The following is a 20922-nucleotide window of genomic DNA, read 5'->3' on the forward strand; positions in this document are numbered from 1 at the left end:
TGCGAGTCTGGGCCTTCCAGTCGGTGGAGACTCAAGCGGTGGGGGACGGTCATGCCCGGCGCTCTGCGCGACATTCTGGACGCGGCGGCCCGTGGCTTCTTCCCGCCGCCCGACGGCGCCACCACCGTCGTACCCCCGCACTCCCCCCTCGACGCCGGGGTCCTCGCCTTCACCGCGCACTCCGTCGTCTTCACCGACGAGGACGACGGGTGGGTGCGCGCGGCGCTGGAGGCCGTCCCGTGCGACGCGCTCGCCACGACCATGAATCCCCGGTTCCTCGCCGCGTTCATGGAGCGGACGGGGCGGCCCAACGACACGATCGACCTGCTGTCCGTCGGCACTCCCCTTCCCGGCCCCCCGGCCCTCGCGCTCACGGAGCTGGCCGACCCCGGTCATCCCCGGGTCGCCGGGTCCCGCAAGCGGCGCGACGGCGTGCGGGCGTGGGCCGCGGACGGCGGGGTCCTCGTCCTCGGGCGCGGGATCGGGGCCGCCTGGAGATCGCGGTCGGGGTGGACGAGGACGTACGGCACCGGGGCTGGGCCGGGCGCTCGCGTCGGCGGCGCTCCACCTCGCCGACGAGCCGGTCTGGGCGCGGGTGGCGCCGGGGAACGCCCGCGGTCTGCGGGCGTTCCCGTCGGCCGGTCACCGTCCCGTCGGAGCGGAGGCGCCGCTCAGCGCGTCCCGACCTCGGAACGCGGCGACGGCCTCGTGCCCGTGCCGGACCGTCAGTGCCAGGGCTCGTAGTGCGGGTTGCTCACGCAGTCGCTCATGATCTCGGTCCTGGTCCTCGTGTCGACCGGACAGACGCCGATGACGTACTGGCGCGCGATCCCGCCGGGGAACGCGACCTCGACCTGGCCCGCCCTGCGGTGCGTGTCACCGATGGTCTTGTTGACGTCCACACCGCCGGGAGCGTCGATGTAGTAGTGGAAGCCGGATTTGTCCGAGGTCTTGTAGAGGTCGTGGTCGTACGTCGTCGACACGTACGGCGAGGGCTGGTCGACCAGGACGTGGTTCTCGATGTCGTACTGCCCGGCGACGACGTCCTTCGGGTAGAAGCCCTGCTCGAAGACGGTCGCCGGGCCGCGGGTGTCGGTGCGGTACAGGGTGTCGCAGGTCTTGCGCCAGACCGGTTGCGGCGTGATGCGGTCGACGTCCACGCGACGGTCGGCGGCGGCCTTGAGCGGGTCGGTGAACTGAGGGCAGACGGGCGCGGCCGCCCTGGCGGCGGGAGCGGCGGGCGTCGCGGCGGTCGTCGCGAGCACGGCCGTGAGGGACAGGGCGACGGCAGCGGCCCGCCGCCGCGGGCGAGTTGTGATCATGGGGAGCACGATCGCGGTTCCGCGGCGACGGGCCATGGACCATCACCCGTACGACGGCGTGTCAGACGTGGCATTCAACAGGCGCCGTCCTAACGGAAGATGCCGGTGTGGCCGAGCGAGTAGCGGCCGGGCTGGGGATACACCGCGAGGCCGTGGGGACCGCTGCCGACGGGGATCCGGGCGAGCTGGACGCCGGTGCGGGTGTCGATGGCGTACACCTCCGCGTTGTAGCGGCCGGAGAGCCACAGGACCTTGCCGTCCGCCGAGACGCCGCCCATGTCGGGGCTGCCCCCGGCGGGCAGGCGCCACTTCTTGGTGAGACGGTCCTGGGTGAAGTCGAAGATGGAGATGGTGCCTTCGCCGCGGTTGGAGATGTACATCTCGCGCGAGTCCCGGCTGACGTACAGGCCGTGGCAGCCCTTGCCCGTGTGCAGCAGGGTCGGCCGGGTGAACTTGTCGCCGTCCAGGACCCACACGCCGTCGGCCATCATGTCGGCGATGTAGAACTTCTTGCCGTCCGGGGAGATCTTCACGTCCTGCGGCATCGCTCCGTGGTACGGCAGCTTCTGCTGGCCGATCACCTTCATCCGCTCGGTGTCGACCTTGAGGAGTTCGCCGCTGAACTCGCAGGACACGATGAAGTAGCGGCCGTCCGGGGAGAAGTCGGCATGGTTGACGCCGTAGCAGCTCACCGGTTCCGTCTTGACGCGCTTCATGGTGTGCGCGTCGCGGAAGACCAGTTCGCGGTCGAGGGATGCCATCACGACGGCGTACTTGCCGTTGGGTGTGAAGTAGAGGTTGTACGGGTCGTGCACGTCGACCGGCTTGCCCGCCCTGCCGGTCTTCGGGTCGATCGGCGTGAGCGTGTTGCCCTTGTCGTTGTTGACCCACAGGGTCTTCATGTCCCAGGAGGGGACGACGTGTTGGGGCTGGGCGCCGACCGGGATCGTCTCGATGACCCGATATGTCTTCGGGTCGATCACCGAGACCGTGTTGGAGTTGGTGTTGGGCACATAGACGCGGGACGGGAAGTCCTTGACCACCGGGGAGAGCCGGTTCGGCCGGTCGGCGGCGTAGACGTCCGTCGGGTCCAGCAACGGGGGCATGCCGGGCAGGCCCTGGACCGTCTTCTTCTTCGCCGGGGCGGGCTGGACGGCGGCCTTGCTGCCGAGGGCTTCGTCGGCGTGGTCCCGGGAGGGGCCGCCGCAGCCCGCGAGGACGGCGAGCGTGGTGAGGGCGGCGCCGGCGGTCAGGACGCGGTGCAGGGGGGAGGGTGGCGTCAGCATCAGCTCAGCAGCTCCGTGGTGGTGACCGCGCGCAGGCCGCGGCGGTCGAGTTCGTGCAGGAGGGCGGGGAGGGCGGCGACCGTGTCGGCGTAACCGAAGTGCAGGCTCACGATGGAGCCGGGGCCGACTCCGGCCAGGACGTTGCGGGTGACGGCTGCGGCTCCCGGCGAGGTGTAGTCGAGCGAGTCGACTTCGTAGGAGAGCGTGTGCGGGTAGCCCGCTTCGCGGGCGAGGCGCGCGACCAGCGGGGACGCCCGGGGGCTGCGGGAGGGCCGGAACCAGGTGCCGATCGAGCCGGTGAGCCGCTTGAGGCGGTCCGCGCAGCCCTGGATCTCCGCCGCCGCGTCCGTCCGCGACATGGCGTTGATGTCGAGATGGCGGAGGGTGTGATTGCCGAGGTCGTGGCCGCCGTCGAGGATGCGGCGGGCGAGGCCCGGGTGCTCGTCCAGCCAGGTGCCGACGGCGAGGACGGTGACCCGGGCGCCGGCCTTCTCGGCCTCGCCGAGAAGCGAGTTGGCGACGGCGGGATCGCCCTGACCGTGGAAGGTGAGGGCGACTCTGGACGGTCGGGTGCGGGAGCCGTGGGTGATGTCGGCGGGCCGGTCGGGGTAGCGGCGCGGGGCGGGGGCGAGTGCGGGGGCTCCGCGGGTCGCGGCGGCGGAGGGTGCGCTGGGTGCGGCCGGGGGTGGGCTGAGGGGGCGGGCGTGGGTGGCTCGGGGAGTGGAGCAGCCTGCGGTGACTCCGGCGGTGAGCGTTCCTGCGGTGAGCGCGAGTCCCGTGAGCAGGGCCGCGCGCCGGGGCGGGGCGGGGGCTGCGTGGTCTTCGGCGGGCGTGGTCACCGGACCATTTAAGGGCGAATCGGGCGAAAACCCGGCGATTGGTCCGGCCGGGTGGTGGTGCGGGTCGCATTGCACCCTCGGGCGCGGGGGCGCGCGAGTCCGGGCGGAGCCCGCGAGGGGAGCAAGATCCCCCGCTTTTGGGTCAGTCGGCCCGGTCTGCGATGGCCGACGACGCCACCTCCACCCATCGCCCCGGGCCCTGGTTGTCGCCGGTGGCGCGATTCACTCCCCCCTTCGTTCCGCGACACCCCGGAAGCCACGGCGGCCACGCGGCCCGAGATTCCGCGTACGGCGAGAGTGTTCAGCGGTCGGTGAGAGGGTTCAGCGGTCGGCGACGCGCATTTCGAACCAGGTGGTCTTGCCGCGGGGCAGCAGGTCGACGCCCCAGCGGTCGGAGAGCTTGTCGACGAGGAAGAGGCCCCGGCCGCTCAGGTCCATCTCATGGACCGGCATGAGACAGGGAAGGCCGCGGGAGGGGTCACGGACCTCGATACGGATCCAGCCGCGGCGGCGGCGCATACGGAGTCCGAAGACGCGGGCGCCGGTATGACGTACGGCGTTGCCGACGAGTTCGGAGACGAGTAAGACCGCGTCCTCCGTCATCTTCGGGGACAGGCCCCAGTTCCGCAGCACCACGACCTGGGTGAGCCGCCGCGCGGTGGCCGCCGACTCCGGACGGGACGGCAGCGGCACCTCTCCCTCGGCGGGATTGCCGAACAACTCCAGTGCCTTGAGCGCCCGTTCGTCCTCGACCGCAGGCGTCCAGCGCGCCGCGGTCGCACTTCCGTGCCGCCGCGGCTGTTCGATACCCTCCAGCCCCGCCATGCCCCCCATCATGGCCGCCGAGAGCCCGCTTCGGGGCCGTTCCGGAGGAATACGCCCCCCGGAACACGACATTCCGACCCATCTGATCGGCATATGCCGGAGGCATTTCGGAGTCGGCGAGAGCCTTTCCGACCTGCCGGAACAGGTCGGTCGAGGGCAATCGCCAACGCCCCCCGACAAGGTGCGCTTAAGGCCGACTTAAGGCTGGCATAAACCGCCCCATCGGGGGACGCCGCGTAAGACATCGCGTCAACTGCAAGTGGATCAGCGGAATGACGAGGGTGACGTCCGCCGGATCGGCAGCCGTCGACCGGCCCCGGGGGCCGGGAGGCCGTGCCCCTCACCGGCGCGGCGCAACGGTCAGAGGAACTTCGCCTTCCCCGGCCCCTCCTCCACGAAGCTCCGCATGCCCCGCTCCCGGTCCTCCGTCGCGAACAGGCCCGCGAACCAGTTCCGCTCGATGGTCAGTCCGGTCTCGATGTCCGTCTCCAGGCCCGCGTCGATCGATTCCTTCGCGGCGCGCAGCGCGATCGCCGGGCCCTGCGCGAGCCGGGCGGCCCAGGCGTGCGCGGCGGTGTACACCTCGGCGGCGGGGACGACCCGGTCGACCAGGCCGAGCGTGAGGGCCTCGTCGGCCTTGACCATACGGCCGGTGAAGATGAGGTCCTTGGCCTTGGAGGGGCCGACCAGCCGGGACAGCCGCTGGGTGCCGCCCGCACCGGGGATGAGGCCGAGCAGGATCTCCGGCTGGCCCAGCTTGGCGTTGTCCGCCGCGATGCGGAAGTCGGCGCAGAGGGCCAGTTCGCAGCCTCCGCCGAGCGCGTATCCGGTGACGGCGGCGACGACCGGCTTGGGGATGCGGGCGACGGCGGTGAAGGACTCCTGCAGGGCCCGGGACCGCACGACCATCGCCGCGTGGTCCATGGCCTGCATCTCCTTGATGTCCGCGCCCGCCGCGAACACCTTCTCCCCGCCGTACAGCACCACGGCGCGGACGTCCGGCCGGGCCGTGGCCTCCTCGGCGAGCTCCTTGAGCCGGTCCTGCGTCGCGACGTCCAGGGCGTTCATGGGAGGGCGGTCCAGGCGGATGGTTCCCACGCCTTCGGCCACTTCGAGATGCACAGTCATGGGAGCAGGTTAGTGGCCGTTAACGCCAACGGGCCGGGTGTGCTGAGTCACAGCACACCCCGCCCGCCGAGGACCGTCGCGAAGCGCGGTTACTTGGTCCAGTCCGACCAGGACATGTTCCAGCCGTTGAGGCCGTTGTCCGGGGCGACCGTCTTGTCGTTGGAGTTCTTCACGACCACCACGTCGCCGATCATCGAGTTGTCGAAGAACCAGGCCGACGGCACCTTGCCGTCGTAGCCGCCGCGCACATCGCGCAGGCCGATGCAGCCGTGGCTGGCGTTGTAGTTGCCGAAGGCGCCGCCACCCCAGTAGTTGCCGTGGATGAACGTTCCCGAGTTGGTCAGGCGCTGGGCGTGCGGCACGTCCTTGATGTCGTACTCGCCGCCGTAGCCGACCGTCTCGCCGTTCATGCGGGTCACCTTGAGGCGCTCGCTGATGACCATCTGGCCGTTCCAGGTGTCGTAGCCCGGCTTGCCCGTGGTGATCGGGATGGTCTTGAGGACCTTGCCGTCACGCTTGACGACCATCTTGTGCTTCTTGGCGTCGACGGTGCTGACCTGGCTGCGGCCGATCGTGAACTTCACCGTCCTGACCTGCTTGCCGTAGACGCCCGGACGGCCCTCGACGCCGTCGAGGTTGAAGGAGACGGTGACCTTCGTGCCGGCCGCCCAGTACTCCTCGGGGCGGAAGTCGAGGCGGTCGTTGCCGAACCAGTGGCCCTGGACGTCGACCGCCGGCTCGGTCTTGAAGGTGATGGCCTTCTCGACGTCCTCGGGGTGCGTGATGCCCCGGGTGAAGTGGATCGAGAACGGCATCCCGACACCGACCTTGGAACCGTCCTCGGGCGTGTAGATGCCGGCGAAGGTGTTCTTCGGGGTCAGCGTGGTGAACGCGGACTCCTCGGCCGCCTCACGACCGCCGGAGTCCTTGGCCACCGCGTGGACCTTGTACTTGGTGGCCGCGGCCAGATGGGTCGACGGCGTCCAGGTGGCGCCCCCGTCCGTGATGCTGCCCTCGACCGCGTTGCCCTTGGTGTCCTCGACCTCGACCTCGGTCAGCTTCCCCTTGGCCGCGGTGACCTTGAGGGCGCCGCTGGTCTTCACGTCGGCGGCGCCGTCCTTCGGGGCGATGGTCACCACGGCCTGCGAGGACTTGGTGTCCGCCGTTGCGCTGGAGCCCTTGCCCTTGCCGTCACCCGAGCCGGACTCCTGGTCCGAACTGCCTCCCCCGCCGCAGGCGGTCACGGCGACAAGCAGAACTCCCAGCATCAGTGCCGGGATTCCCTTGCTCCTGTGTGTCCGCGCGCCAACCGACGCCCCCGATATCGGTCGCCCGTTCAAAGTCGTTCTCCCCTCGCACGGCCTGATCAGGCCCGCACTCCAGCGCGTCCCACGCGCGTATCGCGCTAATTAATCACACGACCTGGAGCGATGGATCCCTGGGAAGGTCACCGTTCAGTCCCAACTTCGGCCGTACGGGGCGCGGCTGGAGTCCATAGTGCGCATACCCGTATATCGGGTTACTTCACCGCCCCACCCGCTTTCCATGCTTTCCAGCCCATGTTCCAGCCGCCGAGTCCATTGTCGGCGGCGACCTTCTTGTCCTTGCTGTGGACGACCTCGATGACGTCCCCGATGAGGCTGCGGTCGAAGAACCAGCCGGCCGGGGTGGCCGAGCTGCCGCCCTTCACGTCCCGCAGACCCACGCAGCCGTGGCTCACATTGGTGTTGCCGAAGGCGTCCGGCGCCCAGTAGTTGCCGTGCAGGAAGGTTCCGGAGTCGGTCAGGCGCATCGCGTGCGGCACGTCCGGGATGTTGTACTCGCCGCCGAAACCGACCGTGCGGCTGTTCATCCGGGTCATCTCGAGCATCTCCGTGACGACCATCTTCCCGTTGTACGTCGTCGTCTTGGGCGCCCCGGCCGTGATCGGCACCGTGGCGAGGAGGTTGCCGTCGCGGCGTACCTCCATGGTGTGCGCGCGGGCGTCGACGAGGGAGTGCTGGTTGCGGCCGACCGTGAAGGAGAAGGTCTTGGACTGGAGTCCGTACACGCCCGGTGCCGCTTCGACGTCACGCAGCCGCAGCGCCACGGTGACCTTCGTGCCCGGCTTCCAGTACGCCTCGGGACGGAAGTCGACGCGGCCGTTGCCGAACCAGTGCGCGCGGATCGCGACCGCCGGCCGGGCCCGGACGTGGATGGCGCGCTCGACGGCGGCCCGGTTCTCGATCTCGCGGTTGAACTCCAGGGAGACGATCATGCCGGTGCCGACGGTGGACCGATTCTCCGGCGTGACGTAGCCGATGAACCGCTCGTCGGGGACGGCCGTGGTGAACGTGGTGTGCCGTGCCGAGCGCCGCCCCTGCCCGTCCAGGGCCACCGCGTCGACCGTGTACTTGGCGGCCAGCGCCAGCCGCGCGTCGTCCGGCTTCCACGTCAGCCCGTCGGCGGTGATGTGCCCCGGCACCGGGGACTCCTGCGCGTCCTGGGACTTGACGACCTTCACGGACTCCAGGCGCCCGCTGGGCACCCGTACCCGCATCGTCTCCTGCGGGCGTACGCCCTTGGTCTTGTCGTCGGGCGAGACGTGGATGACGTCGTCGGGCGACCGTGGTTTGCCGAACGCCTCACCGATCCCTTTCGAGATCCCGTCGGAGGTACAGCCGGAGGCTCCGGCCAGCAGGCCGGCCCAGGTCAGTACGGCGGCCAGCGCGGCCCCTGCGCGCCGCGCGCGCGTCTGTACGTGCTTCACAAGGGACCCAACGACGCCGCCCCTCCGGGGAAACGTGAGTGCGAGCCACGCTCTGGGCAGAACAGTGGGGAGGACGACGCGACAAGCAGCTGCGGCCGGGACGCCGTGCACCCTTTTTCCTGTCGTTCCACGAGCCGTGGGAGGCTGACCGGTGTCGAGCGCACCCGAGCAGGAGGCGGTCCACGAGGGACGCGCCGCGGGCGGCGGGCTGCCCGCGCAGACCGCCATGGACCCGGTGGGGCAGTCCGCCGCCGCACCGCCGGCCACGGAGCCGGCGGCGCAGCCGGCCGCTCCCGCGCTGAACGGCGCACGGCGCCCGGCGGCGCCCCCCGTCTCCGCGTGGCCGGGTGCCCCGACTCCGCTCGGAGCACGCTTCCGGGTCGGGCCCGACGGCACCACGGGCACCAACTTCGCGCTGTGGGCGGGCGGCGCGGAGGCCGTCGACCTGTGCCTCTTCGACGAGGGAGGCGCCGAGACGCGCGTCCCGCTCACCGAGCTCACCCACGAGATCTGGCACGGCTTCGTCCCCGGAGTGCTCCCCGGCCGCCGCTACGGCTTCCGGGTGCACGGCCGCTGGGACCCGTGGACCGGCGCCCGCTGGAACCCGGCGAAGCTGCTCCTCGACCCGTACGCCCGTGCCGTGGACGGCGACTTCGGTCTGCCGCCGGAGGTGTACGGACACGTCCGGGACTGGCCCCAGCAGCAGGTCGCCGACACCGTGCGCGACGACCGCGACTCGGCGCCCTTCGTCCCCAAGGGCGTCGTCGTCCAGGACGACGACGACTGGTCGGACGACCACCGCCCGAAGACCCCTTGGGCGGACTCGGTGATCTACGAACTGCACGTCCGAGGATTCACCCGTCTGCACCCCGGGATTCCCGAGGACCTGCGCGGCACGTACGCGGGCCTTGCGCACCCGGCCGCGGTCGAGCACCTGGTGAACCTCGGGGTGACGGCGGTGGAGCTGCTGCCGGTGCACCAGTTCGCCCACGAGGACCATCTGCTGCGCCGGGGCCTGAAGAACTACTGGGGCTACAACTCGATCGGCTATTTCGCCCCGCACGCCGGTTACGCCGCCTCCGGCACGACCGGTCAGCAGGTCGGCGAGTTCAAACGGATGGTGCGCGCGCTGCACGCCGCCGGGATCGAGGTCATCCTCGACGTGGTCTACAACCACACCGCGGAGGCGGGCGAGCTGGGCCCGATGCTGTCGCTGCGCGGCATCGACAACCGGGGGTACTACCGGCTCCAGTCGGACGCCCGCCGCTACGCGGACTACACGGGGTGCGGCAACACCCTGCACGTCGTGCAGCCGCAGGTGCTCCGGCTGATCACGGACTCGCTGCGGTACTGGGTGACCGAGATGGGCGTCGACGGCTTCCGCTTCGACCTGGCCGCCGCCCTGGCCCGGTCCATGCACGACGTCGACATGCTCTCGCCGTTCCTCGCCGTCATCGCCCAGGATCCGGTGCTGCGCCGGGTCAAGCTGATCGCCGAACCGTGGGACGTGGGCTCCGGCGGCTACCAGGTGGGCGCCTTCCCGCCCCTGTGGACCGAGTGGAACGACCGCTACCGCAACGCCGTCCGGGACTTCTGGCGCGGTGCGCTGCCCGACGTACGGGATCTCGGCTACCGCCTGTCGGGGTCGAGCGACCTGTACGCCTGGGGCGGACGGCGTCCGTACGCCTCCGTCAACTTCGTGACCGCGCACGACGGCTTCACCCTGCGGGACCTCGTGTCCTACGAGCGCAAGCACAACGAGGCGAACGGCGAGGGCAACCGGGACGGCACCGACGACAACCGGGCGTGGAACGGCGGGACGGAGGGCGAGAGCGAGGACGAGCGCGTACAGGCTCTGCGGCGGCGCCAGCTGAGGAATCTGCTGACCACGCTGCTGCTGTCGACCGGGGTGCCGATGCTGGTCGCCGGGGACGAGTTCGGGCGGACCCAGCGGGGCAACAACAACGCCTACTGCCAGGACAACGAGATCAGCTGGGTCGACTGGTCCCAGCTGGACGACCCGGGATGGCGGGCGCTGTTCGAGCTGACGTCGCGCCTGATCGCGCTGCGGCACGAGCATCCCGTGCTGCGCCGCCGGGCGTTCTTCTCCGGACGGGCCCATTCCGCCGACGGACTGCGGGACCTGGCCTGGTTCACCGCGCGGGGCACCGAGATGACGGAACGGGACTGGTACGCGCCCGCCGCGACCCTCGGCATGTATCTGTCGGGCCGGGACATCCCCGGCCGGGACGCGCGGGGTACACCGGTCGTCGACGACAGTTTCCTCGCCGTGCTGCACGCCGGGGACCGGCCGGCCTCCTTCGACCTGCCGGGCGCTCCCTGGGCCGCGCGCTACGAGGTGGTCGTGGACACCTCGCGGGAGGAGCAGTCCGAGGCACCCGGGGTCGTGCACCGGGCGGGGACGGCGATCACGGTGCCGCCACGGTCCGTGCTGCTGCTGAAGGTCTGCTGAGGGCGGTCCGGTCGGATCCCCGAACGCCCGGCCCGGTGCCGGCCGCGGGCCGGCCGCGGGCCGGTCGCACGGCCGGTCGCACGGCCGGTCGCGGGCCCTCGGACGACGCAGGTACGCCGAAAACTCGGTGGGCACTGTCAGTGGTGAAACGTAGGCTCGCCCCTGATGCCCACACCACCAGTAGCAGCCGCCCAGAACCACCCCGACCGTTCGACCGTACGCAGCCTGCTGCGCCTGTGGCCGTATGTACGGCCGGTGCGGGCGCGGTTGTTCGGCGCGGCGTTCGTCGCGGTGGTCGCGTCCTGCATGGCGCTCGTGTTCCCGCTGATCCTGAAGTGGATGGTGGACGGTCCGGTCGCCGGGCACGATCCGGCGGGCGTATGTCTCGGGGCGCTGTATCTGCTGCTGCTCGGCATCGCCGAGGCCGGTCTGTTCGGGCTGCGCCGGTGGCTGGTGGCACGGCCGCTGGCCGGCGTCGAGGCGGCGATGCGGGCCGATCTGTACCGGCATCTGCAACGCCTGCCGGTCGCCTTCCACGACCGCTGGGCGTCGGGCCAGCTGCTGTCCCGGGGAACCACCGATCTGATGCTGGTCCGCATGTTCCTGGCGTTCCCGCTGACCTTCCTGCTGGTGAACGCCGTGACGATCTCCGCGGGCATCGCCATCATGCTGGCCCAGGAATGGACCCTCGGGCTGGTGCTGCTCGCCCCGGCCATCCCCATCATGATCGTCTGCTGGCTCTTCGAGCGGCGCTACTCGGAAGTGGCGCGGCAGGCGCAGGACCAGGTCGGTGACCTCACGACGGTGGTCGAAGAGAGCGTGCTCGGCATCCGGATCATCAAGGGGTTCGGGCGCCATCGCAGCCAGGCGCTCGCCTTCCGCGACCTGTCCCGGACGCTGCGCGGCACGGAGCTCGCCAAGGCCCGACTGCTCGCCTCCATCTGGGCCGTGATCGTCACGCTGCCCGAACTCGCCATCGGGGCCGCCCTCGTCCTCGGCACGGTCCAGGTCGCCGACGGCCACCTCTCCGCCGGCACGCTGGTCGCGTTCCTGTCGACCGCGCTCGCCCTGCGCTGGCCCGTCGACTCCATCGGCTTCCTCCTCGCGATGAGCCAGGAGGCGGCGACGGCCACGGAGCGGTACTTCGAGGTCATGGACGCCGCACCGGAGTCGGCCGAGGTGACGACACCCGGCCCGGACCCGGCGCCTGCCGCCGTGAACACACCCACCCCGGACCCGGCGCCTGCCGGCACCGCCGGACCGGCACACGAACCGGCATCGGCACCGGCCGTCGTCGGCGGACCCGCCCCGGAGTCGACGCGGGCCGCGACCGCCACGCCGGCCGAGGACCCTGTCCCGGCGAAGGCGTTCGCGATCGCGCGGCCGGCCGGAGCGGTGTCCGCCGACGGCCGCGGCGGGCCGGAGGCCGACGGCGGACTGCGGTTCCACGGCGTCGAGTTCCGCTACCCGGACGCCCCCGCGGACACGCCGCCCGTCCTGGTCCACATCGATCTGCACATCCGCCCCGGCGAGAGCATGGCCCTCGTCGGCGCCACCGGCACCGGGAAGACCACGCTCACCGCGCTCGTCCCACGCCTCCACGAGGTGACGTCCGGCCGGATCACCCTGGACGGCCGGGACATCACCGGGATGCCGCGCGAGGAACTGCGCGAGCTCGTCGCCGTCGCCTTCGAGGAGCCCACCCTCTTCTCGGCCACCGTCGGCGAGAACGTCCTCATGGGCGCGGCGGAGACCGCCGGCCGGGCGGAGCTGGACCGTGCCCTCGCCGTCGCGCAGGCCGACTTCGCGCACGCGCTGCCCCAGGGCACCCGGACCCAGGTCGGCGAGCAGGGTCTCAGCCTCTCCGGCGGGCAGCGGCAGCGGCTCGCGCTGGCCCGCGCGGTGGTCGGGCGGCCCCGCTTCCTGGTGCTCGACGACCCGCTGTCGGCGCTGGACGTGCACACCGAGGCGGCGGTCGAGGCCGCCCTGCGCCGGGTGCTGGCGGAGACGACCGCGCTGATCGTGGCGCACCGCCCGTCCACCGTCCTGCTGGCCGACCGTGTGGCCCTGCTCTCCGGCGGCCGTGTCGCGGCGGTCGGCACCCACCACGAACTGCTGCGCACACACGCCGAGTACGCCCATCTGATGTCGGGTGCAGAGGAGGACGGCCGATGACGGCGGCGCCCACGACAACCGCGCCGGGCAAGGACCCGAACGAGGAACCGTACGGGGGATCGACCAGGGGATCGACCGGGAGAGGGGACGAGCGCCCGGAGGAGGAACCGGGCGGCGGGCGGGGGAAGGACCGGGCGGCCGGTGAACCCGAGCCGCACCAGGACCCCTTCGACCGCGACGCCCTCCCCACTCCCCCGGGCGCGACCGCGACACTGCTGCGCTCGCTGCTCGCCCCGCTCAGGGCCCGAGTGACCGTGACCACCGTCCTGCTGCTGCTCCAGCAGGCCGCGGTGCAGGCGGGCCCGCTGCTGGTGGCGTACGCCATCGACCGGGCCGTGCCCGCGTTCCGGCAGGACGACCACGGGCCGCTGATCGCCGTCGGCGTCGCCTATCTGCTGTGCTCGGCGGCCTCGGGCGGCCTTCAGTACGCGTTCATCATCGCCTCGGCCCGGGTCAACCAGGACGTGCTGCTCGACCTGCGCGGCCGGATCTTCCGGCACGCCCAGGCGCTCAGCATCGACTTCCACGAGCGCTACACCTCGGGCCGGCTCATCTCCCGCTCCACGACGGACGTCGAGTCGCTGCGCGAACTGCTCAGCGAGGGCCTCCAGGAACTCGTCACGGTCATCCTGTCCTTCGTCTACATCTCGGCGATGCTGCTCTGGCTCGACGCCGGCCTGGGCGCGGTCGCGGTGGTCTCCTTCGTGCCGCTGTATCTGCTCATCCGCCGCTACCAGCACCGGGCGGGCCGGATCTTCGCCGTCCGCTCGACGACGATCGCCGCGGTGATCGTGAAGTTCGCGGAGACGATGAACGGCATCCGGCCGGTGCGCGCGTTCCGCCGGGAAGCCGCCAACGAAGCGGACTTCCGGGTGCTCAACCGGCGGCACGAGAAGACGAACGGCGACGCCCTGCTGGAGATGGCCCGCTATGTCGTCGGCTCCCGTCTCGTCGCCAACACGGCGGTCGCGGGCATGGTGCTGTGGGGCTCCTACCGGGTGGCCTCGGGTTCGCTGGCGCTCGGAGTGCTCGCGGCGGCGGTTCTCTATCTGCGCCGGCTCTACGACCCGATCGACCGTCTCGGCATGTTCCTGAACTCGTACCAGTCCGCGGCGGCCTCGCTGGAGAAGATCGCCGGTCTGCTGGCCCAGACGCCGACCGTGCCGGAGCCTTCCGTGCCGCGGCAGCTGCCGGCGCTCGCCTCCGAACACCCGGGCCGCGAGGTCGTCTTCGACGAGGTCCGCTTCGCGTACCGCACCGGCGGGGAGGTCCTGCCGGCCTTCTCGCTCACGCTGCCCGCCGGACAGACGGTGGCCGTGGTCGGCTCGACCGGCGCCGGCAAGTCGACGCTGGCCAAGCTCCTCGCCCGGTTCTACGACCCCTCCGACGGACGGGTCCTGCTGGACGGCGTCGATCTGCGCGAACTGTCGGTGCCCGAGCTGCGGCGCGGGGTGGTGATGGTGACCCAGGAGGCCTTCCTGTTCTCGGGCACGGTCGCCGAGAACATCGCGATCGGCCGTCCCGAGGCGTCCCGTGACGAGATCGAGCAGGCCGCGAAGGCGATCGGCGCGCACGACTTCATCACCGCCCTGCCCGACGGCTACGACACGGACGTCCGCAAGCGCGGCGGCCGGATCTCCGCGGGTCAGCGCCAACTGGTCGCCTTCGCACGGGCGTTGCTGGCCGACCCGGCCGTCCTGATCCTCGACGAGGCGACCAGTTCGCTGGACATCCCGGGTGAACGGGCCGTGCAGCGCGCGATGTCGACGGCGCTGCGGGGCCGTACGGCGGTGGTCATCGCGCACCGGCTGTCGACGGTGGAGATCGCCGACCGGGTGCTGGTGATGGAGCACGGGCGGATCGTCGAGGACGGCACGCCCGCCGAACTCGTCGCGGGCACCGGGCGGTTCGCGGACCTGCACCGGGCATGGCGCGACAGCCTCGTATGACGGCGGACCGGCTGAACGGCGGTCCGGCAGGCGAAGGGGACGAATGATCGACGCGTACGCGGATCCGGGAACACCGGACCGCCGGGGCGGATGGCGGTTTCTGTGGTGGCTGGTCACCCGGCAGGCGGGCCGCTCGCTGACGGGCGCGGTGGTCGCCACCGTGTGGATGGGGCTCACGGCGCTGACGCCGTATCTGCTGTCCCGGGCGATCGACGACGGCCTGGAGCCGGGCGACGGGACGGCGCTGGCCGGCTGGACGGCCGCCGTACTGGGTGTGGGCGCGTTCAACGCCTGGCTCGGCGTCGTACGGCACCGCACGATGACCAAGGTCCGGATGGACGCCAACTTCCGTACGGTCAAGGTCGTGGTCGAGCACGCGGCCCGGCTCGGCGCGGCGCTCTCCCGGCAGATCGGGGCCGGGGAGGTCATCACGGTCGGCGTCGGCGACGTGCAGACGATCAGCACGTCGCTGACCGTCGTCGGGCCCGGTCTGGCCGCGGTCGTCACCTACGCCGTGGTCGCCGCGCTGCTGCTGCCGGTCTCGGTGACGCTGTCCCTGGTGATCCTGCTCGGGGTGCCGTTGATCGCCGTTCTCGTCGGGCCGCTGATGGGCCGGCTCCAGGGGACCGAGACGGGGTACCGCGAACGGCAGGCCGTGCTGACGGCACGGATCGGCGATCTTGCGGGCGGCCTGCGCGTCCTGAACGGGCTCGGCGGCAAAGGGCTGTTCGCGGACGCGTTTCGCCGCGACTCGCAGGAGCTGCGGGAACAGGGGTACCGCGTCGGCGCGGTCACCAGCTGGATCCAGTCGCTGGGCATGGGACTGCCGACCCTCTTCCTGGCCGTGGTGACCTGGATCGCGGCCCGGCTGGCCGCTCAAGGAGCCATCTCCATCGGTGAGTTGGTCTCCGTGTACGGCTATGTCGCGGTCCTCGTCCTGCCGGTGTACTTCTTCATCGACTGCGCCTACGAACTCTCCCGGGCAGTGGTCGCTGCCCGGCGCGTCGTACGGTTCCTGTCGCTGGAGCCCGTCACCGGACCGTCCGAGGCGCTGGACGGCCCGGGGTTCCCGGCCGTGCTGCACGATCCGGAGTCCGGGGTCCGGGTGGTCCCGGGGAAGCTGACCGCGCTGGCCGGGGCCCGCCCCGCGGAGTCCGAGGCCGTGGTCGACCGCCTCGGCCGGTACGCCGCGTCGGACGTGACCTGGGGCGGCGTACGCCTGGACGAGGTCGCCCTGCCCCAGGTGCGCGAGCGGATCCTGGTCGCCGACAACGAGGCCGACCTGTTCGCGGGCACCCTGCGCGAGCTGGTCGGAGGACGCCGGGACCCCGACGAGGAGACGCTCGCCCGGGCCGTGCGCACGGCCGCCGCCGACGACATCGTCCTCGGCCTGCCGGGCGGTCTCGACTCCCCCGTCGACGCGCAGGGCCGCAGCCTGTCCGGCGGGCAGCGGCAGCGGGTGCGGCTCGTGCGCGCGCTTCTCGCCGACCCGGAGGTGCTGCTCGCCCTCGAACCGACCTCCGCGCTCGACGCCCACACCGAGGCGGCCGTCGCGACCCGGCTGCGCGCCGCGCGTGCGGGCCGTACGACCGTCGTGACCAGCACGTCGCCGCTCTTGCTGGACCGCGCGGACACCGTCTGCTTCCTGGTCGACGGCAAGACCGCGGCCACGGGCACCCACCGCGAACTCCTCAGAACAGAGCCGGGCTACCGGGCCCTGGTGGCCCGTGACATGGAGCCGGACACCGACGCGGGTCCGGCGGCGGACGCGGACGAGGAGGTCATGTCGTGAGCGGCCGTCTGCCGGTCGCCGGGCGCGCCGATGTGCGGCGGGCGGCGGTTCGACTGATCCGGGCGGACGGGCGGGTGTTCGCCGCCGTGCTCGGTCTCAACGCGCTGGCCGCCGCGGCCGGTCTGGTCGGCCCCTGGCTGCTCGGCCGGATGATCGACGACGTACGGAGCGGCGCCGGGGTGGAGGCGGTGGACGGACCCGCGCTCGTCATCCTCGTGGCCGCGGTGGCCCAGCTGCTGCTGGCACGCTGGGCCCGTTACGTGGGGCACCGGTTCGGGGAGCGGACGCTCGCGCGGGTGCGGGAGGAGTTCGTCGAACGGACGCTGACGCTGCCCGCGTCGATCGTGGAGCGGGCGGGCACCGGCGATCTGACGGCGCGCGGCACCGCGGACGTCACGGTCGTGGGCAACATGCTGCGCGACGCGGGCCCCCAGCTGATGATCTCCGGCGCGCAGGCCCTGTTCGTCCTCGTCGCCGTCTTCGCCATCGACCCGCTGCTCGGATGCTGCGGGGTGCTGGGCCTGGCCGGTATCGGGTTCGCGCTGCGCTGGTATCTGCGCCGGGCGCGCACCGCCTATCTCGCCGAGGGCGCCGCCACTTCGGAGGTCGCCGAGATCCTCGCGGCCACCGCGTCCGGCGCCCGCACGGTGGAGGCGTTCGGGCTGGGCGGGCGCCGGATCGGGGCGAGCCGGGACGCGCTGGAGGTCTCCCGGGTGAGCCGGATGCGGACCCTGTTCCTGCGCAGTGTGTTCTTCCCGGCCGTGGACATCTCGTACGTCGTCCCGGTGGTCGCCGTGCTCCTGGTGGGCGGCGCGCTGCACGCCCGGGGCGCGCTGAGCCTCGGCACGGTGGTCGCCGCGACGCTCTATCTGCACCGGCTCGCCGAGCCGCTCGACCAGATCCTGAACCAGGTCGAGCAACTGCAGAGCAGCGGTGCCTCGTTCGCCCGCGTGGAGGGCCTGGCCCGCGCACCGCGCGCCGTCCCGGCCGGTTCGCCCGCGCCGGTGGACGACCGCATCGACGTCACCGGCGTCCGGTACGCGTACGACCGCGGCGGCGAGGTGCTGCGCGGGGTCGACCTGACGGTGCGGCCCGGGGAGCGACTGGCCGTCGTGGGGCCCTCCGGCGCCGGGAAGACCACCCTGAGCAGACTGCTGGCGGGGGTCGACGCGCCGGGCAGCGGAACGGTGACGGTCGGGCGGGTGCCGGTCGTCGACCTCGACCCCGAGCAGTTGCGCCGGCAGGTCGTCCTCGTCACCCAGGAGCACCATGTGTTCCTCGGCACGGTCCGCGACAACCTGCTCATCGCCGAACCCGCCGCCGGGGACGCCGAGTTGTGGGCCGCGCTCGCGGCGGTCGGCGCCGACGACTGGGCGGCGGAGCTCCCGGACGGGCTGGACACCGAGCTGGGTCCCGAGGCCCTCCGTGTCGACGGCTCACGCGCCCAGCAACTGGCGCTGGCCCGGGTGGTGCTGGCGGACCCGCACACCCTGATCCTCGACGAGGCGACGGCGCTCCTCGACCCGACGACCGCCCGGCATACGGAGCGCGCCCTGGCCGCCGTCCTCGAAGGCCGCACCGTCATCGCCATCGCCCACCGGCTGCACACCGCGCACGACGCCGACCGGGTGGCGGTGATGGAGGACGGCCGTCTGACCGAACTGGGCACGCACGAGGACCTGGTGGCGGCCGACGGCGCCTACGCGGCGCTGTGGCACTCGTGGCACGGGGAGCGACGGCCCACCGAGGACTGAACGGGGAACGGGGGACGTGCCCCTAGGGCTTGTCCCCGATTCCCGTGAACCGGGTGCCCGGCTAGCCTCGCAAGCAGTGGCGCTCCTCCGGCCAGCCGATCAACTTCCGCACCTCAGGGGTGCTTTACGGAGTTCCGATGAAAGCGATCGCCCAGGACCGGTACGGCTCTCCCGACGTGTTGGAGCTGCGGGAGTTCGACAGGCCCGTCCCGACCGGGAACCAGGTGCTGGTGCGGGTGGAGGCGGTCTCCCTCAACGCGTTCGACTGGCATCACCTGCGCGGCGATCCGTACATGGCCCGGCTGACCTTCGGTGTCCGCCGGCCCAGGCAGCGGATCCCGGGGCGGGACTTCGCGGGGCGGGTCGAGGCGGTCGGCGCCGACGTGAAGCGGCTGCGTCCCGGGGACGAGGTGTTCGGCGAGGCCGACGGGGCGTTCGCCGAGTACGTGTGCGCGCCGGAGGACGTGGTGGAGACGAAGCCGGCGGGTCTGACCTTCGAGCAGGCCGCCGCGCTGCCGCTGGCGGGGAACACCGCTCTCGTCGGCCTGCGCGACGTGGCTCCGCTGCGGCCCGGGCTGCGGGTGCTCGTCAACGGCGCGTCGGGCGGCGTCGGCACCTTCGCCGTGCAGATCGCCACGGCGTACGGCGCGGAGGTGACCGGCGTGTGCAGCGCGCGGAACGCGGACCTGGTGCGGTCGCTGGGCGCGGACCGCGTCATCGACTACGCCACGGTGGACTTCACCCGTGAGGGGCAGCGTTACGACGTCGTGTTCGACCTGGTGGGCAACCGCTCCCTGACCGCGTTCCGGCGCGCGCTGACACCCGCGGGGACGCTCGTGCTGTCCGGCGGCGGGGTGTTCGAGGGCGGCAGCCTCTTCGGGCCGATGGGGCTCATCCTGAGGGGCCCGGCGCTGTCGCGCTTCGTCGGCCAGCGGATTCTCACCTTCTCCGCGACGCAGTCCGGGGAGAACCTCTCAACCCTGCGGGAACTGGTCGAATCCGGAAAGGTCGCCCCGGTCGTCGACCGGACGTACGCGTCCCTGGCCGAGGTGCCGGAAGCGATCCGCTACCTGGAAGTGGAGCACGCCCGGGCGAAGGTCGTCGTCACGGTGTGAGCCCTGTCGGCGGCCGGGCGGCCGGCGCGGTACGCGCGCCACCGGTCCTCGACTCCCCGCAGGTCGGCGGGGATCCGGCCCCCTCGCGGACTTCCTCCGCGAGGGGTCCGACCGTTGCGGCGCGGTTCCCGGCGCGTGTCCGAGGACCGAATTCCTCCTCACACCCGGCGGAAGATCGGCACACCGCCCGGAGGACAGTTCGTTTACCGAACATGGCGCCCCGGTCAACGAACCGTTTCCGGCCAATGTACTGACGCGGTCCTGACAGAAAGCGTCATCTCCTGCCACTCTTCCCTCGGCTACTTCACAGCAACCTCACAGCTACGTCCGCTGTGTCGTGCCGAACGACCCCATGCACCTGGTTCCGCGTACGCCCAGTTCTGCCCGGACGAGTCACCCATCGTCCGGTCTCCCCTGGCCGCGCGACCCGCGGCCATGCAGAAGGAGTCAGTGTTGAGCAGCAGTTCTCCCCACAGACGCACCTCCCACATCACCAAGCGCCGCATCGCCGGTGTCGCCCTCGTCGGCGTCTCCGCCCTGCTGGCCGCGGCCGTCCAGTCGGGCGCCGCGAGCGCCGCCCCGGAGCAGGCTCCCCGGGCGGGCAGGATCAACCCGGGCGCCGTCGCCATGAAGCTCACCGCCTCGCAGCGCGCCGAGCTGATACGCGACGCCGACACGGCCAAGGCGGCCACCGCCAAGGACCTGGGCCTCGCCGCCGGCGAGAGCCTCGTCGCCCGTGACGTCATCAAGGACCACGACGGCACCGTCCACACCCGCTATGAGCGGACGTACGAAGGACTGCCGGTCCTCGGCGGCGACCTGGTGGTCGACACCGCCAAGTCCGGGAAGACCGGGCACGTCTACAAGGCCACCAAGGCCGCCCTCAAGGTCGCCACCCTCAAGCCGACGGTCGCCGCCACCACGGCGGAGAAGCAGGCCCTGTCCGCCGCCAAGGCCGCCGGTTCGAAGAGCACCGACGCCGACCGCGCGCCCCGCAAGGTGATCTGGGCGGCGAGCGGCAAGCCGACCCTCGCCTACGAGACCGTCGTGGGCGGCTTCCAGGACGACGGCACCCCGAACGAGCTGCACGTCATCACCGACGCCGTCACCGGCAAGAAGCTCTACTCGTGGCAGGGCGTCAAGAACGGCATCGGCAACACCCAGTACAGCGGCCAGGTGACCCTGACGACCACGCAGTCGGGCTCCACCTACACGCTGAACGACGGGGCCCGCGGCGCCCACAAGACGTACAACCTGAACCGCGGCACGTCGGGCACCGGCACGCTGTTCTCGCAGACGAGCGACACCTGGGGCAACGGCACCACGTCGAACGCCGCGACGGCCGGCGCCGACGCCCACTACGGCGCCGCGGAGACCTGGGACTTCTACAAGAACACCTTCGGCCGCAGCGGCATCAAGAACAACGGCGTGGGAGCGTACTCGCGCGTCCACTACGGCAACGCGTACGTCAACGCGTTCTGGGACGACAGCTGCTTCTGCATGACGTACGGCCTG

Annotated in this window: 14 protein-coding genes and 1 pseudogene; 8 read left to right on the top strand and 7 right to left on the bottom strand. The window is 71.8% G+C overall.

Annotated features, from left to right (window positions below):
• The first annotated feature begins 51 nt into the window (after window positions 1–51).
• Window positions 52–772 (top strand): annotated as a pseudogene (locus ACFWBT_RS15945) (GNAT family N-acetyltransferase).
• Here ACFWBT_RS15945 and ACFWBT_RS15950 read toward each other — a convergent pair.
• The 7 genes from ACFWBT_RS15950 to ACFWBT_RS15980 all read right to left on the bottom strand — a co-directional run bounded on the left by ACFWBT_RS15950 (window position 726) and on the right by ACFWBT_RS15980 (window position 8149).
• Window positions 726–1322 carry an ADP-ribosyltransferase gene (locus ACFWBT_RS15950; protein WP_385700299.1) on the bottom strand — a complete coding sequence of 199 codons (597 nt, stop codon included), beginning with the start codon at window positions 1320–1322 and terminating at the stop codon, window positions 726–728. The pseudogene ACFWBT_RS15945 and the gene ACFWBT_RS15950 sit on opposite strands and share 47 nt — an antisense overlap.
• A gap of 89 nt (window positions 1323–1411) precedes the next feature.
• A complete protein-coding gene (locus ACFWBT_RS15955; protein ID WP_385700300.1) occupies window positions 1412–2608 on the bottom strand; it encodes a YncE family protein in 1197 nt (398 codons plus the stop codon).
• Window positions 2608–3447 (bottom strand): polysaccharide deacetylase family protein, encoded by an 840-nt coding sequence (locus ACFWBT_RS15960; RefSeq protein ID WP_385700302.1) that lies wholly within the window; start codon window positions 3445–3447, stop codon window positions 2608–2610. Before ACFWBT_RS15960 ends, ACFWBT_RS15955 begins: the two co-directional genes overlap by 1 nt.
• A 321-nt stretch (window positions 3448–3768) precedes the next feature.
• Complete coding sequence (locus ACFWBT_RS15965; RefSeq protein ID WP_385700305.1) at window positions 3769–4272, bottom strand: ATP-binding protein; 504 nt, start codon at window positions 4270–4272, stop codon at window positions 3769–3771.
• A 360-nt stretch (window positions 4273–4632) separates the two neighbouring features.
• Window positions 4633–5400, bottom strand: a complete 768-nt coding sequence (locus ACFWBT_RS15970) for an enoyl-CoA hydratase/isomerase family protein (protein WP_266762969.1) — start codon at window positions 5398–5400, stop codon at window positions 4633–4635.
• An 89-nt stretch (window positions 5401–5489) separates the two neighbouring features.
• Complete coding sequence (locus ACFWBT_RS15975; RefSeq protein ID WP_385700308.1) at window positions 5490–6740, bottom strand: Ig-like domain-containing protein; 1251 nt, start codon at window positions 6738–6740, stop codon at window positions 5490–5492.
• Window positions 6741–6919: 179 nt separating this feature from the next.
• Window positions 6920–8149 (bottom strand): Ig-like domain-containing protein, encoded by a 1230-nt coding sequence (locus ACFWBT_RS15980; protein ID WP_385700310.1) that lies wholly within the window; start codon window positions 8147–8149, stop codon window positions 6920–6922.
• A 151-nt stretch (window positions 8150–8300) separates the two neighbouring features.
• Between ACFWBT_RS15980 and glgX the strand changes: the two genes are divergently transcribed.
• From glgX to ACFWBT_RS16015, 7 genes are all read left to right on the top strand, one after another.
• A complete protein-coding gene (gene glgX / locus ACFWBT_RS15985) occupies window positions 8301–10622 on the top strand; it encodes a glycogen debranching protein GlgX (RefSeq protein ID WP_385700313.1) in 2322 nt (773 codons plus the stop codon).
• A 165-nt stretch (window positions 10623–10787) separates the two neighbouring features.
• The gene (locus ACFWBT_RS15990) at window positions 10788–12797 is read left to right on the top strand and encodes an ABC transporter transmembrane domain-containing protein (protein ID WP_385700315.1); all 2010 of its coding nucleotides are present in this window, start codon (window positions 10788–10790) and stop codon (window positions 12795–12797) included.
• Window positions 12794–14746 (top strand): ABC transporter ATP-binding protein, encoded by a 1953-nt coding sequence (locus ACFWBT_RS15995; protein ID WP_385700316.1) that lies wholly within the window; start codon window positions 12794–12796, stop codon window positions 14744–14746. The genes ACFWBT_RS15990 and ACFWBT_RS15995 overlap by 4 nt, the downstream gene beginning before the upstream one ends.
• 43 nt (window positions 14747–14789) lie before the next feature.
• Window positions 14790–16538 (top strand): ABC transporter ATP-binding protein, encoded by a 1749-nt coding sequence (locus tag ACFWBT_RS16000; protein WP_385700319.1) that lies wholly within the window; start codon window positions 14790–14792, stop codon window positions 16536–16538.
• On the top strand, window positions 16535–18292 hold the full coding sequence (locus tag ACFWBT_RS16005; protein WP_385700321.1) for an ABC transporter ATP-binding protein: 1758 nt from the start codon (window positions 16535–16537) through the stop codon (window positions 18290–18292). Before ACFWBT_RS16000 ends, ACFWBT_RS16005 begins: the two co-directional genes overlap by 4 nt.
• Before the next feature lie 137 nt (window positions 18293–18429).
• Complete coding sequence (locus ACFWBT_RS16010; RefSeq protein WP_385700323.1) at window positions 18430–19407, top strand: NAD(P)-dependent alcohol dehydrogenase; 978 nt, start codon at window positions 18430–18432, stop codon at window positions 19405–19407.
• Between the two features lie 435 nt (window positions 19408–19842).
• A partial coding sequence (locus tag ACFWBT_RS16015) for a M4 family metallopeptidase (protein WP_385700326.1) occupies window positions 19843–20922 on the top strand: 1080 nt, incomplete at its 3' end.

It is taken from the genome of Streptomyces sp. NPDC060027, assembly GCF_042737005.1.
GTDB lineage: Bacteria > Actinomycetota > Actinomycetes > Streptomycetales > Streptomycetaceae > Streptomyces.

Bases quoted from the DNA above. Each gene is read 5' to 3' on its own strand.
- ACFWBT_RS15950 (WP_385700299.1), bottom strand. From the start codon at position 1,322: ATGATCACAACTCGCCCGCGGCGGCGGGCCGCTGCCGTCGCCCTGTCC.
- ACFWBT_RS15955 (WP_385700300.1), bottom strand. From the start codon at position 2,608: ATGCTGACGCCACCCTCCCCCCTGCACCGCGTCCTGACCGCCGGCGCC.
- ACFWBT_RS15965 (WP_385700305.1), bottom strand. From the start codon at position 4,272: ATGGCGGGGCTGGAGGGTATCGAACAGCCGCGGCGGCACGGAAGTGCG.
- ACFWBT_RS15970 (WP_266762969.1), bottom strand. From the start codon at position 5,400: ATGACTGTGCATCTCGAAGTGGCCGAAGGCGTGGGAACCATCCGCCTG.
- ACFWBT_RS15990 (WP_385700315.1), top strand. From the start codon at position 10,788: ATGCCCACACCACCAGTAGCAGCCGCCCAGAACCACCCCGACCGTTCG.
- ACFWBT_RS15995 (WP_385700316.1), top strand. From the start codon at position 12,794: ATGACGGCGGCGCCCACGACAACCGCGCCGGGCAAGGACCCGAACGAG.
- ACFWBT_RS16000 (WP_385700319.1), top strand. From the start codon at position 14,790: ATGATCGACGCGTACGCGGATCCGGGAACACCGGACCGCCGGGGCGGA.
- ACFWBT_RS16010 (WP_385700323.1), top strand. From the start codon at position 18,430: ATGAAAGCGATCGCCCAGGACCGGTACGGCTCTCCCGACGTGTTGGAG.